Origin of the sequence: Solirubrobacter phytolaccae (assembly GCF_027587195.1) — a bacterium.
GTDB classification, from domain to species: Bacteria; Actinomycetota; Thermoleophilia; order Solirubrobacterales; family Solirubrobacteraceae; genus Solirubrobacter; species Solirubrobacter phytolaccae.
Window position 1 is genome coordinate 25,722 of the sequence record NZ_JAPDDP010000050.1, and the last position, 14,244, is coordinate 39,965.

The following is a 14,244-nucleotide window of genomic DNA, read 5'->3' on the forward strand; positions in this document are numbered from 1 at the left end:
GGGCGGGCACAAGAACCCCTTGCTAGTGCTCGCGCGCGGCGAGCACGCGAACGACTTGGTCCTCGAGGTGCTCAAGGGACGCATCGTTGACGAGGACGACGTCGGCGAGCTGCCGCAGACGAGGCAGCTCGTCATCGAAGCGTTGATAGGCCTCGAGCGCTCGGGGGGCGAGCTCGCCCGTGACCCGCAGCCGGCTGCGCAGGCGCTCCATCCGAAGCTCCCGCTCGGCTTCGACGAGCCACACCTCCGAGGCGGGCTGCCACCCCTTGATCGCCTCGCACGTCTCCGCCAGGCGCACGGCATCCATCACCGTGTCCACGCCCGGTTCAACCGCGTCGCGGATCGCGGAGAAGATCGCGGCTCGGCCCTCACGAGCGATGAACTCCTCCCCGAGGAACGCTCGACTGCGCTGCTCGTCGCGGGGGAGGGAGTCGCGCAGCGCCTCAGCCACATCGAGCACGCTGTAGCCGTGGTGCGCGAGCGAGGTGGCCACGTGGCTCTTGCCGACACCGGACTGGCCCGTGAGCACGACGACCTGGGGCCGGCTCACGGCTTTTCCAGAAGCATCCATGTGAGGGAGTGGCGGTGCGGGCCGACGAGCGGAAGATGGTCCTCGGAGATGAACCCGTGGATCACCGCGTGACGGTGCCAGCCCGGGTAGAGCGAGAGCAACGACCGGCGGCTGCGGAGTACGAGCGGACCCGTCGCGTGACCGGGGGGGACCGGCAGATCGTCGTTGAACGCGGCGAACGCGAGCAGGCCGCCTGGGCGCAACGTCTGTTGGATCCGCCGCGACAGCAGTGCGACCTCACCGTCGTCCAGACAGTGGATGAGGCCGTAGCAGACCACGAGGTCGTAGGTGGCTTCGGGCTTCCAGCTCGTCACGTCGGCGCACGTGAGCCCACCCCGGTGCTCGTGCGCGGCGTCGCGCAGCCGCGCGTGGGTGAGCTCGAGCGCGGTGCGGCTCACGTCCATCCCGTCGACGGTCCAGCCGTGCTGCTCAAGGTACAGCAGGTTCTTGCCGTCGCCGCAGCCGATGTCCAGCGCGGTGCCGGGTGGGGCGAGCTCGGCGGCCAGCCGGACCATCCGACCGGGCGTGGCCGGCCAGAGCAGCGCACCGGCGCCGGCTTCGTACAGCGCGTCGTAACGGCCTGAGCCGCCCGTCCGATCGACGATCTCCGAGCGCGTGGCCGCGCGGTTTCCGTGCTGCCGGCTCATGCGGCCTTCTTGACGTGGGTCGCGAGGCTGTGCAGGAGGAACACCCGGTTGATCTTGTCAGGCAGCGACGCCAGGCCGGCCGTCAACGCGACCAGCCCCCGTCGGTACTGGGACGCGTCGGTAACCGCTCCGGCGTCCAGCGCGGCGCGACGGATCGCGCCGACGGCGGCGGCCACGACGGCGAGCTCGCGTCCGTGGATCAAGGCCTGCAGCGACGCGGTGTCGACGGCGTCACCGACGAGCGCCGGCTCGAGAGCGGTCTCCATCCTGAGGAGATCGACGAGGCGCGCGTTCGCGGGGGTGACGAGGAACTTCAGCGAGCACTCGAGCATCAGGAAGTCAACGGCACGCCACTTGCTCTCGTTGGTCCAGCCGAAGTCGATCAGGTCGATCCGACCGGTGCCGACGAGGATGTTCTGCGAGTGCAGGTCGCCGTGGACCGGGCCGAGCGTGATCCGCTCTTCCCGGTCCAAGATGTCCTCGACCAGCGAGATGACCTCGTCCGGGGTGATCGCAACGAAGCGCTCGAGGCTCGTCGCGAGCCCGCTGGTGCCGATCTCGTCCATGGTCTTCGGCAGGTCGATCCGGTCCGTCCACCAGTCGAGCGCCTCGCGCATGGGCAGGTTCGCCGTCGCGAACCGCTTCTTCGTCGGGAAATGCCACCCCTGCAGCCGCTTGCGGTAGAGGTCATCGATGAGCTTCGTGGCCTCGTCCGGGACGGTCGTGGCGGCGATGCGCGCACGCAGGCTGCCACTTCCGGGACCTGACGACATCAGCTCCTGCACGAGGATCCCGCGCTTGTTGACGACGTCCCTGGCGATCGCCATCTGCGGAGATCCCGCGTCGATCGCCGACGCGACCTGCACGTACGCGTCCAGCTCGCGCTGGATCTTGTACAGCGCGCCGATCTTGAAGACGTGGTCCTTGGTGTCGACGCCGCCGACCTCCCAGCGCGCACGCCACACGCTGGACCCGCTGAGCCCCTTGTCGAGCGCGGCGAGGAAGACCGTCTTGGTCCGCAGGCTGAGGCGCGCGATGAGGTCGCGATCGACGTCGTCGATCTCGATGTGGTCGAGCTGGAGAGGTGCGCTCATGAGGTGGGGGAGGGTCGCGAGCCGAGCCGGAACACGCTGATCCCCTTCAGGCCCTGAGACCAGGCGGCGTGGAGGACCGCGACCACGTCACCGACCGTGGATCTCTGCGGCAGCAAGACGGTCTTGGAGATCCCGCCGTCCACATGGCGCTGCAACGCCGCCACGATCGCGACCTGGCGCTCCCACGGCACCAGGGGGTCGATCGCCTCCACGCCGGGGGAGACGCCCCAGAGACGGCTGACCCCGCCGGTCGGCGGGATCGAGAGCAGGTACGCGTGCCGGCGGAACGGAACCCCGAGCTCCGGCGACCAGCCCGGGAACGCTCCGTGCGTCCGTGCCAGGGCCGCGGACGCCCGTTCGGCGGCGCGCCGCAGGACACGCCCGATCTCGTCCGCGAGGTGTGCCGCGGCGCTCGAGGAATAGGACACGCCGACGGCGTTCATCGCCGTCGCCAGGCCCAGGATGCCGATCCCGATCCGCCTCCGCTCGTGCGCGCGCTCCTGCGCGCGTGCGCTCGGGAACGCGCTCTGGTCCACGGCGCGATCGAGCATCCTGACGGCCAGCTCGGTCGCCTCTTCGACGCCGGCGAGATCAAGACGACCGTCCACGACGTGCGTGGCGAGGTTGATCGATGCGAGGTTGCAGCCCTCGTCCGGCGCGAGGTGTTGCTCCCCGCACGGGTTGCAGGCCCGGAGCTCCTCGTCGAACGGGTGATCGACGCGGATCCGGTCTTCGAACGTCAGCCCGGGATTGCCCGTGCTCCACATCGCCTCCGCCAGGCGCAGGAGCGCGTCCGCCGCATCGCCGCGCGGGTGCTCCACCGACTGCCGGACGAAGGCGTCGCTCACACGCACGGCCATGTTGAGGTGCCGCAGCTCCGGCCGCGTGAGGCGTCGGGCGATCGTGCCCGCCTCCGCTACGTCCGAGCCGACGCAGACCATCGTGGCCGTGCGGCTCACGCCGGCTTCCCAGAGCGTCTGCTGTGACGCGCCCAGCGCGTCGACGGCCGCCGTCAACTGCCCCTCCTGCTCCGTGGCGTCGTCCAGCGCCACGCCGACACCGGCGCCGTACGCCGTCCAGCGCGTGATCCTGCGCGCGAGGTCGACGTGATCCTCCGCGGCTCGTCGATCGGTGACGAAGCAGTTGTAGAGCACCGCGTCGTCGATGCCCGCGCCTCGCCACAGCTGGCCCGCGGGGACGACGCGACCGCTGAGCAGCGCGTCTTGCAGCTCAGGGCGTTCGCTGCCTCCGAGCGCGCACGCGACCCGTGCGCTCATCGCCTCGAACGTCTCCGTGCCGACCGTGAAGCGCTCGAGCGACGCAGGACTGTGGACTCTCACAACCCATACGGTACGGGTTCGTGCGGCAGCACGCGAAACCAGTCGGCAGATCCGCATTGATGATCGACATCCCCGTGCCGGTAGCGTGTGACGGATGCATGAAGTGACGCCAGGGGAGGGCGAGATCATCGGGGACTCGCCGGAGCGGACGGTCGAGCTGCTGGCCGAGCTCGACGCGGTGCACGCGACGCTCTCGCGCTTCGGACCGGGGCGCGACGGGGCCGATCTGCACATCCACCGCGCGCACGCGGACGTGTTCGTGGTGCTCGAGGGCGACCTGACGCTGAAGGTCGAGGGCGGCGAGCGGGTCGTGGGCGCCGGGACGGTGGTGGCGGTGCCGCCGATGGTCGCGCACGGCTTCCGCAACGGCTCGGCCGCGGACGTCTGGTACGTGAACCTGCACATGCCGGGCACCGGGTTCGGCGACTACATGCGCGGGCTGCGCGACAAGGTCAAGGTGGCGTTCGACCAGTTCGAGCCACCGGCGGACGGGGTCGGCCTCAAGCCCGCGGACGCGATCGTGACCGCGCCGTCGCCCGTGGAGATCGACGGTGTCGTCGTCGTGCTCGACGACGACGGCACCGTGACCGTCGGCGACCAGCTCCGGATCAACCCAAAGAAGTAATGCCTAAAGCTCGACCTCAACCTTAAGGATGACGCCGCGGCAAGGCCACGGCAACCTTTCTAAAGGGCGCGTCAAGGTTCGGTCAATGGGGGCTCAGCAAGGTCCCCACCGTGATTCACGGACGACTGATCGCACGCGCGGCCGTTGGCCTGGCCGCTGCGCTCGCTGCCACCACTTCCGCCGCCCAAGCGGCGCCGCCCGGGCTCAATGGCCGGATCGCCTACGCCACGAGCGACATCGCCATCAACACGGTCGAGAGCGATGGCACCCGCGGCAAGACCGCCTTCGACCGGCACACGGGCGGCGAGGGCGCCCCGTGGTCGACGCTCAAGCTCCGCGCGCCCGTCACCTCGCCCGACGGCCGCAAGCTCGCGTTCGCCGGCGCCTTCACCTGCGACGGCTGCCAGCTCGAGACGAGCCGGATCGGCGTCATCGACGCCGACGGCCACCAGGGCCAGCCGCTGGTCGTCGCCAACGCCGCCGGGCCGGCCGCCCCCGTGCGTGGGCTCGCCAACCCGGCCTGGTCGGCCGACGGCAAGACGATCGTCCTCGAGGGCTTCGACGGCGCCTCCGGGCTCTTCACCGTCCCGGCCACGGGCGGCACGCTGACCAAGGTCTCGATCCCCGCGGCCTTCGAGGACCCGCGCGAGCCGACCTTCTCACCTGACGGCCGCCTGCTCGCCTTCTCCGCCGAGGACGCGCAGAACGACCGCCGCGTCTACGTCAAGAACCTCGAGAACGAGCAGGTCACCCAGCTCACGACCGGCGGCGCGCACCAGGGGTTCCCCGCGTTCTCGCCCGACAGCGCGACCGTCGCGTACGTGAACACCCCGCTCGCGCCCGGCGGCGGCTTCGGCTACGCCGAGCTCGCGGTCCGCCCGCTCGGCGGCGGCGCGCCCGACATCCTCTGGTCCAACCAGGTCGAGCAGGGCCGCTTCGTCAAGGGCCGCCCGTCCTTCTCGCCCGACGGCAAGCATGTCGTCTTCAGCGCCACGCGCATGGGTGACCCGCAGGGCTGCGCCGGCGACGTGATGGTCGTCAACACCGAGGGCGCCGCCTCCCCGCGCTCGATCGGCTGCGGCGGCACCACCGAGGTCGGTTCCGTCGACTGGGGTCTGCGCACGGCCAAGGGCAGCACGCGCCTGGTCTCCGCCATCCCCGGCTCCGACCGCGAGAGCGCCGACGCGTCGACCGCCGACCTCCAGGTCGCCCCGGGCGGCCGCTACGCCGACTTCTCCTCCGCGGGCACGAACCTCGCCGCGGGCGTCAACGATGACAACGGCAAGCTGGACGTCTTCCACCGCGACCTGACCACGGGCGAGACCGAGCTGGTCAGCGCCGACGAGGACGGCGGCGTGCCCGAGGGTGACTCGGACCTGCCGTTCGCCTCCGCCGACGGCCAGTTCGTCGTCTTCCGCTCGACGGCGCGCAACGTGCTCGCCGGCTTCGAGGGCGGCGCGACCGCCGTCTACCGCCGCGACACGCTCAACAACAAGACCACGCTCGTCTCGCGCTTCCTGCGCCACGCCACGACCGGCCCGAGTGGCGACAGCCGCCCTCTGGCGATCAGCGACACCGGCCGCTACGTCCTGTTCTCCTCCACGGGCAACGACCTCCTCGCCGACCAGGCCGAGCCGTTCGGCGACATGGACACCGACCTGTTCGTGTGGGACGACCTCCTCGGCCAGACGACGCTCGTCACCGCCAAGGTCGGCGGCGGCGCCAGCACCGGTCGACCCGGGCGCGCGTTCCTGAGCGACGACGGCCGCCGTGTCGCGTTCGAGTCGACCGGCACGGATCTCGTGCCCGGCTTCGTCGACCACAACGAGGGCGACGCGAGCATCTTCGTCGCCGACCTCGACGCCAAGACGACCACGCTGGTCGACGGCGCGCTCGGCAGCGCGACCGACACGAGCGGCGACGCGGGCGAGCTGCAGGGCATCGACGCCGACGGCGAGATCGTGCTGTTCCGGTCGGCCGCGAGCGACGTCGTCGACGACTTCGTGGACGGCAACGGAGCCGCCCCCGACGTCTACGTCCGGCGCCTCGTCGTGCCCAAGGCGTTCCTGATCACGGGCTCGAGCTCGACCCCCACCGTGGCGAAGCTCGCGGCGGACGGCTCGCGCGTCGCCTTCACCGCCGCCGACCAGGTGTGGTCGCGGACGCTCGACAACGGCGCCCCGACGCAGCCGGCCGTGCTGGTCACGCGGGGCTCTGACCCGGCGAGCGGCGCCAACGGGGTGTCCACGCTGGTCGACGTCTCCGCGACCGGCGCGTACGTCCTCCTGCAGTCCGACGCGACGGACCTGACCGCGCCGCTGCGCCACCACGACGAGCTGCCGAGCCTCTACCGGGTCGCCACCTCCAACTGGGACGCCGAGCCGATCAGCGCGCTCGGCGACGACGCCAACGACAAGCCGATCGCGTCGGAGTCGATGAGCCGCGACGGCGAGTGGATCGCCTACACGAGCGCGTCGACGAACCTGCTCGCGAGCTTCCAGGACGGCAACGGCGCCGACGGCTCCGACGCCTACGCGTGGCTCGCCCGCGCGGCGGCCGAGTCGGACCCGATCGCGCCGACGGTGACGATCACGACGCCCGAGGACGACCGCCTGTACCGCGAGGGCGACGTCGTGCTCGCCGACTACGAGTGCGCCGACGAGGGTCCGTCCGGGCTCAAGCGCTGCGAGGGCACCGTCCCGAGCGGCCAGCCGATCGACACCTCCACGACGGGCTCGTTCACGTTCGAGGTCGTCGCGACCGACAACGCCGGCAACGAGAAGCGCGACACGGTCGACTACCGCGTGGCCGCGCCGAACAAGAAGGCCGCGTTGGCCTCCCGCGCCTGGAGCAAGGCCGGCGACAACCTCACCAGCGGCAACGGCAGCAGCCACTACCCCGTCTACAGCGCGGACGGCCGCTACCTCGTGTTCACCTCGAGCGCGACCAACCTCGTCGAGTCCTTCATCGACGCCAACGAGCACGAGGACGACGTCTTCCGCCGTGACCTCGTCACCGGCGCGGTCGAGGTCGTGAGCGCGGGCCTGCCGCACGCGAGCGACGACGGCCGCCCGCGCGGCGCCAACCGGGAGGCGCAGACCGAGCCGACCGCCAACGCCGTCAGCGCCGACGGCCGGTACGTCCTGTTCGCCTCCGAGGCCACGGACCTCGTCGCGGGCCAGGACTTCCCGGCCGGCGAGCAGCTCTACGTCCGCGACATGCAGACGAAGACGACCAAGCTCGTCAGCCACCGCGAGACCGGGCTGTCGGGCGGCGACGCCGAGCCGCACGGGTACCGCTTCAGCCGCGACGGCAGCACCGTCGTGTTCTCCGCGGACGCGCCGGCGCTGGTCCCGAACGACACCAACGGCGCCAGCGACGTCTTCGCCTACTCGATGGCGACCGGCGCGGTGACGCTCGTCTCGGTCGAGCACACCGGCCAGTTCCCGGGCTCGGGTTCGAGCTACGTCGCGGCGGTCAGCGACAACGGTCGCCGGGTGCTCTTCCGCTCCTCGGCGCGCAACCTGCTGCCGGGTGAGCCGCTGGACAGCAACGTCACGCACGTCTACTGGCGGGATCTCGACACGGGCACGACCAAGCTCGTCGACCACCGCTGGGACGACCCGTCCAAGCCGGCGGGCCGGGACACCTCGGGCGAGCCGCAGCTGAGCGGCGACGGTCGCATCGTGCTGTTCGGCGGGCGCGCGGGCGACGTCATCGACGGCTACGCCGGCCACGAGTCCGAGCTCCGCCAGGACCAGCTGTTCCTGCGCGACGTCACGACCACCGGGCCGGCCGCGCTCGTCACCAACGGGGCGAACGCGGCCAAGACCGGCACGGGCGGCGACCTGGAGAACGCACGGCTCAGCCGCGACGGCAAGACCGTGCTGTGGACGTCCTACTCGGGCACCGTCATCGAGGACTTCGTCGACCAGAACGACCTGCCGCACACCAGCCCGGAGCCGGACCTGTTCACGCGCCGGTTCGACGGCGCGACGCCGGCCGGGCCGGCCGCGCTGGCGACGTACGACCTCAAGCCCAACCACGGCGTCCGCTTCCCCATCCAGATCCGCGGGCTCTCCGACGACGCGCGCTTCGTCGTCGCGTTCATCCCGACGCGTCAGTGCGACTGCGAGCGCCGCACGGACGACCTGCGCCGGCTGGACATCAAGCGCAACAAGTTCACCGACGTCATCACGGCGGCCGACGACGACCTCGAGCTGTTCGCGGCGAGCGCGGACGCCAAGCGCATCGCGGTCATGACCGAGGCCGAGAACATCCTTCCCGGCTTCCGGGACGGCAACGCCCGCAACAGCACCGACGTCTTCACGTGGTACGACGCGCCGCCCGTGGTGGTCGCCGACGCCCGCGTGACCGGCTCGCTCAAGCTCGAGTTCGACGGGTCGGACTCCACGGACTCCGACGGCACCGTCGACTACTACGACTGGAGCTTCGGCGACGGCCAGACCGGTAGCGGCGAGGTCGTCGAGCACACCTACCCCGACGAGGACAACTACCCCGTCAAGCTCACGATCGAGGACGACGCCGGCAACGAGGTCGTGCACACGTTCGAGGTCGTCGCGATCAAGGGCGTCCTGACCACGGGCGCGGAGCCGATCGACTTCATCGGCATCGACAAGCACCTGCGCTGCAGCATCCGCCGCGGCATCCCGCTGCTCGCCCAGGGCGGCGGCGCGTGCGGCACGTTCGTGGCGGTCGGCGGCAAGACGTACGGCCCGCCGGAGCTGATCGACGGCGTCGAGACCTACACGCCCGTCAGCCAGGAGCGCACGGAGGACGGCGACGTCGCCACGCTCGTGACGACGGTCGCGCTCGGCGACAGCGGCGTGCGGGTCAAGCAGACCGACCGCTACCAGGCCGGCAAGGCCTTCTACCGCACGGACGTGGAGCTGCTCAACGCGGGGGACGCGGCACAGGCCGCGACGGTCTACGTCGCCGCGCGCTGCGCGATCGGCGAGGAGACGGGCCGCCGCTCCCTGCACGACGCGGGCACCTCGATGGCCGGCTGCGACGGCGCCCACGACGGGCGCACGCTCGCCGCATGGTTGCCGCTGAGCCCGAACGCCCGCCGCGACTCGGCGTCGGCGACCGCGGTCTTCGGCCGCATCGCCGCCGGCCAGCCGCTCGCGGACACGTGTGCCTGTGGCAGCCAGCCCGACCCGGGCACGGCGATCGGCTGGGGCGTCGAGGTCCCGGGCAAGGGCCAGGCGCGCGTCGGCTCGCTGGCCGCGTTCGGTCCCGACGGCTCGATCCCGCTCACGCTCGCGCTCAAGGCCGACAAGGGCGAGGTCCAGCCGCTGGACGAGAACGCGTTCACGGTCACGCTGCGCAACCCGAACGCGGGTGAGCGGCCGGTGGACACGCTGCTGGTCGAGCACGAGGCGGCGTGGGATCCGACCCCCGGCACGACGACCGGGATGACCACGGCCGATCCGACCGTCAACGGCGACACGGCGAGCTGGAAGGATCTCAAGGTCGCCGGCCACGGCACGGGCGAGCTGCGCTTCGGCGTCACGCACCGCTCCGGCCAGCGCGTCGCGGTCACCCAGGTCACGCCGCGCGGTGGCGACTTCGCCGACCTCGCGTCGACGAGCCTCGCCGACCTGGTTCCGGCCAAGGCGTCGGTGACCGCGCGCCAGAACGACGGCGCCAAGCCGAACACGGCCATCACCAGCGGCCCGACCGGCATGACCACGAGCCGCGACCCCGCGTTCAAGCTCGAGGCCTCCAAGGAGCTCGTGACCTACGAGTGCCGCTTCGGCGACGCGGCCTGGGCGCCGTGCGAGGGCAACCCGCACACGCCCGGCCCGCTGGCCGACGGCCCGTACGTGCTCGAGGCCCGCGCGGTCGACGCGATCGGCGCCGACGAGACGCCCGCCAAGCGGACGTTCGTCGTCGACACCGCGCCGCCGTCGACCTCGATCTCCAGCGGCCCGAAGGGCACGATCAACGACAACCGCCCGGGTTTCTTCTTCGGCTCGAGCGAGGCGGGCGCGCGCTTCGAGTGCCGGCTGGAGGGACCGGGCCGCTCCGGCGCCTGGTTCGCCTGCGAGGCGCCGACCTACCGGCCGAGCGCGCTCGCGGACGGTGAGTGGACGTTCGCCGTGAAGGCGATCGACGCCGCCGGCAACGAGGACGCGAGCCCGGCGACGCTGCAGTTCGCGATCGACACGACCCCGCCGGTCACCGTCATCGACGGCGTCACCCGCAAGGTGCTGGGCGCGGCGCGCACCGGCGCGGGGGCGAGTGCGAGCGGCGGCAGCGGGTCGACGGTCGCGCTCGGCGCCGACGGCAGCGCCGGCGTGAACGTGTCCTGCCCGCAGACCGGACCGGCCTGCAACGGCGCGGTCGGCCTGGCCACGCAGCCCGCGAGCGCGGCGCAGGCCCGTCCGGGCGTGCCGAGCAACGCGGTGACGCTCGCGCGCGCCGAGTTCAGCGCCCAGCCGGGGGAGACCGTCTCCGTCCGCCTGCCGCTGACCATGACGGTGCGCAACACCGTCGAGCGCGTGGCGCGGATGGCCGTGTTCACCACGATCGACACCGGCAACGGGCGTCCCGTCCGCGGCAGCGACGTGGTGCTCACGCCCGACCCGCGCACGGCGCGCCTGCTGGACGCCGGCCGCGAGGTCAGCGTCAAGGGCGGCAAGGTCAAGCTCCGGCTGGCCTGCCGCTCCGCCTGCAAGGGCACGGTCAAGCTCGCGACGGGCAAGGCCGTGAAGTTCAACGTCAAGCGCCGCGGAGCGGTGCTCATCCCGGTCTCCAAGACCACGAAGCGCGGCAAGGAGCTGTCCGTGCGGATCAACACCCGCTTGGCCCCGTCCAAGCGGCTCACGCTGACCCTCAGGGCACAGGAGGCCCGTCGATGACCCGTCTCGCAGTGCTCGTACTCACGAGCATCGCCCTGCTGCTCGGCCTCACCTCCGCGGCGTCTGCCGCGGGCGTGACGATCACCGACGGCCCCGAGGGCCTGACCAATGACGCGACCCCCGCGTTCGCCTTCACGTCCGCCGACGCGACCGAGTGCCGGCTCGACACCGGCCCGTGGCTCGACTGCACGGAGCAGTACGTGGTGCCCACGCTGACCGACGGCGGCCACATCTTCGTGGTCCGCACGAAGGACCGCGCGGCCAACGCGATCCGCTCGTTCACCGTCGACACCGTCGCGCCGACTCTCGAGCTGGACTCCAGCGAGCTGGTGGCGACGGACACGCGGGCGACGGTGAGCTTCACCGCCGAACCCGGCGCGAGCACGGTGTGCGCGATCGACGGCGAGGACGGCGACGAGTGCGCGACGCCGTTCACGACGTCCGACCTCAAGAACGGCCATCACTCGATCACGGTGATCGCCGTCGACGACGCCGGCAACCGCAGCGTCGCGTCCAAGCTCGTGCGCGTCGAGGCGAGCCCGCCCGAGACGACGCTCGAGGGCATCACGGGCCAGACCAAGGAGCGCACGCCCAAGTACGCGCTCGCCTCCAGCCGCGCGCGCTCGACGTTCGAGTGCAAGGTCGACGACGGCGCCTGGGCCACGTGCGAGGCGGCGTGGACGACGCCCGAGCTCGCGGCCGGCAAGCACACGCTGCAGGCCCGCGCGACGGACGCCGCCGGCAACCTCGACGCGTCGCCGGCGCTCGTCGAGGTCGAGGTCAAGGACTGCGTCGACAAGCTCACGATCGGTGTGCTCGAGGCGGTCGGCGACTGCTTCGCCAAGAACGCCGACGGCTACTACCAGGCCGAGGGCGCCGTGAAGCTCAACGGCATCACGATCAACGCGCTCGCCGGCCGCCCGCTCGTGTTCGACCCGGCCAAGCGCAAGGTCTCGCTCGGCAAGATCCAGCTGCGGATCGCCGGCATCGTCCTCTACCAGGGCCAGCTCGAGTACACGGTGCCCGAGGGCGACAAGGTCACGCTGGCCAAGTTCGACCTCGCCACGCACTCGCGCACGGACGCGCCGACCCAGGACGGGGAGGACACCGAGGGCGCGCTGGATCTGCAGGGCGACGACGGCGCCAACGTCCAGGGCTTCGACCTCAAGGGCTCCGCGAAGCTCGAGCTGCTCAAGGGCGGCAAGGCGCTGCTGAGCGCGAACATCGAGCTGCCGAAGGTGTTCACGGACGCCGAGGGCAAGGGCCTGACGGGCGCGATCCAGGTCGCCTCCGACAACACACGCGGCGTCCACATCCAGGGCATCCAGGTCGACGCGCCGCTCGCCTTCATGGGCAAGGTCGAGGTCCACAAGCTGCACCTGAGCTTCAACGGCGAGCGCAACGGCGACGCCACCGCGACCTGCAACGCGGAGTCGCCCGGCCTGCGCTGGGACGGCGGCGCGGAGAAGATCGTGCTGCCGACCAAGGACAAGCTCACGGTCGAGTCGGTCGGCATGGGCTTCGCCGACGGCGCGTTCAGCTACGCCAAGGGCACGCTGAACTGGCCGTCGCCGGGCAAGTCGATCGGCGGCGGCATCCGCGTGCAGAAGATCTCGATCTCCGTCTGCGCGGGGGATCCGTTCAAGGCCGAGGGGCGGATCGCCCTGACGGCGATGCCCGACGACGCGGGCAACCCGCGGCTGACGATCCCGAACGCCGGCCTGCTGTTCACCGGCGGCGATCCGTGGACGCTGCGGGCGGAGGCGCCGACCGCGGTGCTCAAGCTCGACCGCGACTACACCTTCAGCGACGTCTTCGTCCAGTACGCGTCCAACGGCGCGATCGACTTCGGCGCGCGCCTGAAGTTCGCGCTCGGCCTGAAGGGCTCGGTGCCGATCGGCACGCTCGACGCCTCCGTCACCATCGACGCCGGCATCAAGGGCTGGATCCAGGGCAGCGCCTTCAACGCCGACATCGACGCCGAGGGCTGCTTCGCCGGCAAGTTCACCGTCGCCGACGCGCTCCCGGTCAACATCCCCAAGGGCCTGTGCCCGGGCGTCACCGGCGTCGTGTCCAGCAAGGGCATCGCGCTGTGCGGCAACCTCGAGCTCGACGGCAAGAAGCTCGGTGGCGTGGGCGCCGGCTACGAGTGGGGCGGCGACCTGAAGTTCATGGCCGGCACCTGCGACGTGGCCCGCTGGCGCGCGCAGCGTCCGCAGGCCAGCGCCGCCGCGCCGGGCGCGAAGTCCGTCGAGTTGCCAAAGGGCGCGCGCGGCGTGCTGGTTGCCGTCCGCGGCATCGGCGCGGCGCCGGAGCTCGAGCTGCGCGGGCCCGGCGGGACGGTCGTGCGCACTGCGCGCGACACGAACGAGGTCGTCAAGACCAAGGCCGGGATCGCGTTCGCCAACCGCGGCGAGAAGACCACCTACGTCGTGCTGGCCGCGCCGCGCGGTGGCCGCTGGACGGTCAAGCCGCTCGGCGAGACCGCGATCGCCGAGGTCAAGACCGCGGGCATGCGCCCGGCGCCGGCCGTCACCGCGAAGGTCGCGGGCAAGGCGCTGCGCTACCGGATCAAGCGCGCGACCGGCCAGAAGGTGACCTTCCTCGAGGAGGGCCGCGGCGTCTCGCGCACGATCGGCGCCGTGAGCACGGGCGGGCGCGGGCAGCTGCGCTTCGCCCCGGCCGACGGGCCCGGTGGCCGCCGCAAGGTCGTCGCGCTCGTCGAGCAGGACGGCCTGCCGCGCAAGCGCGTGACCGTGGCGACCTTCAAGGCGCCGCCGCGCACGAAGCCGGGCAAGCCGGCGAAGCTGCAGGTGTCGGGGGCCGGCGCGCGCGCCAGCCGCGCGACGCCGCTGACCATCAAGTGGGGCGCCGCCAAGCGCGCCGCCCGCTACGGGGTGACCGTCGAGCTGCGTGACGGCCGCCGCCTGTTCTTCCTGCGTGACGCGGATGAGCGCGTCGTGCGCATCCCCGGAGCCGACCGCGCCGAGCTGGTCGACGTCCGGGTGGTGGGGCTGCGTGCCGACAACGGCGCCGGCCCGGCCGCGACCGCCAACACGACCAACAAGAGGGACTAAGAC

7 protein-coding genes are annotated in these 14,244 nt (G+C 71.8%); 3 read left to right on the forward strand and 4 right to left on the reverse strand.

Going from position 1 to position 14,244, the window contains the following annotated elements:
* Positions 1-22 precede the first annotated feature (22 nt).
* Genes OJ997_RS23405 through OJ997_RS37785 form a run of 4 tightly spaced genes read right to left on the reverse strand, consistent with a single transcriptional unit; the run spans position 23 to position 3,652 of the window.
* On the reverse strand, positions 23-550 hold the full coding sequence (locus tag OJ997_RS23405; protein ID WP_270027677.1) for a dephospho-CoA kinase: 528 nt from the start codon (positions 548-550) through the stop codon (positions 23-25).
* Positions 547-1,218, reverse strand: a complete 672-nt coding sequence (locus OJ997_RS23410; RefSeq protein WP_270027678.1) for a class I SAM-dependent methyltransferase — start codon at positions 1,216-1,218, stop codon at positions 547-549. Before OJ997_RS23410 ends, OJ997_RS23405 begins: the two co-directional genes overlap by 4 nt.
* Entirely contained in the window at positions 1,215-2,312 is a 1,098-nt protein-coding gene (locus tag OJ997_RS23415) for a hypothetical protein (protein ID WP_270027679.1), read from the reverse strand. Before OJ997_RS23415 ends, OJ997_RS23410 begins: the two co-directional genes overlap by 4 nt.
* Positions 2,309-3,652, reverse strand: a complete 1,344-nt coding sequence (locus OJ997_RS37785; protein WP_270027680.1) for a ribonucleotide reductase barrel domain-containing protein — start codon at positions 3,650-3,652, stop codon at positions 2,309-2,311. The genes OJ997_RS23415 and OJ997_RS37785 overlap by 4 nt, the downstream gene beginning before the upstream one ends.
* Positions 3,653-3,746: 94 nt before the next feature.
* Here OJ997_RS37785 and OJ997_RS23425 point away from each other — a divergent pair, with 94 nt between their 5' ends.
* From OJ997_RS23425 to OJ997_RS23435, 3 genes are all read left to right on the forward strand, one after another.
* A complete protein-coding gene (locus OJ997_RS23425) occupies positions 3,747-4,277 on the forward strand; it encodes a cupin domain-containing protein (RefSeq protein WP_270027681.1) in 531 nt (176 codons plus the stop codon).
* A gap of 110 nt (positions 4,278-4,387) precedes the next feature.
* Positions 4,388-11,164 carry a PKD domain-containing protein gene (locus OJ997_RS37790; protein ID WP_270027682.1) on the forward strand — a complete coding sequence of 2,259 codons (6,777 nt, stop codon included), beginning with the start codon at positions 4,388-4,390 and terminating at the stop codon, positions 11,162-11,164.
* Positions 11,161-14,241: an Ig-like domain-containing protein gene (locus tag OJ997_RS23435; protein WP_270027683.1), complete on the forward strand. Its 3,081-nt coding sequence runs from the start codon at positions 11,161-11,163 to the stop codon at positions 14,239-14,241. Before OJ997_RS37790 ends, OJ997_RS23435 begins: the two co-directional genes overlap by 4 nt.
* Positions 14,242-14,244 lie beyond the last annotated feature (3 nt).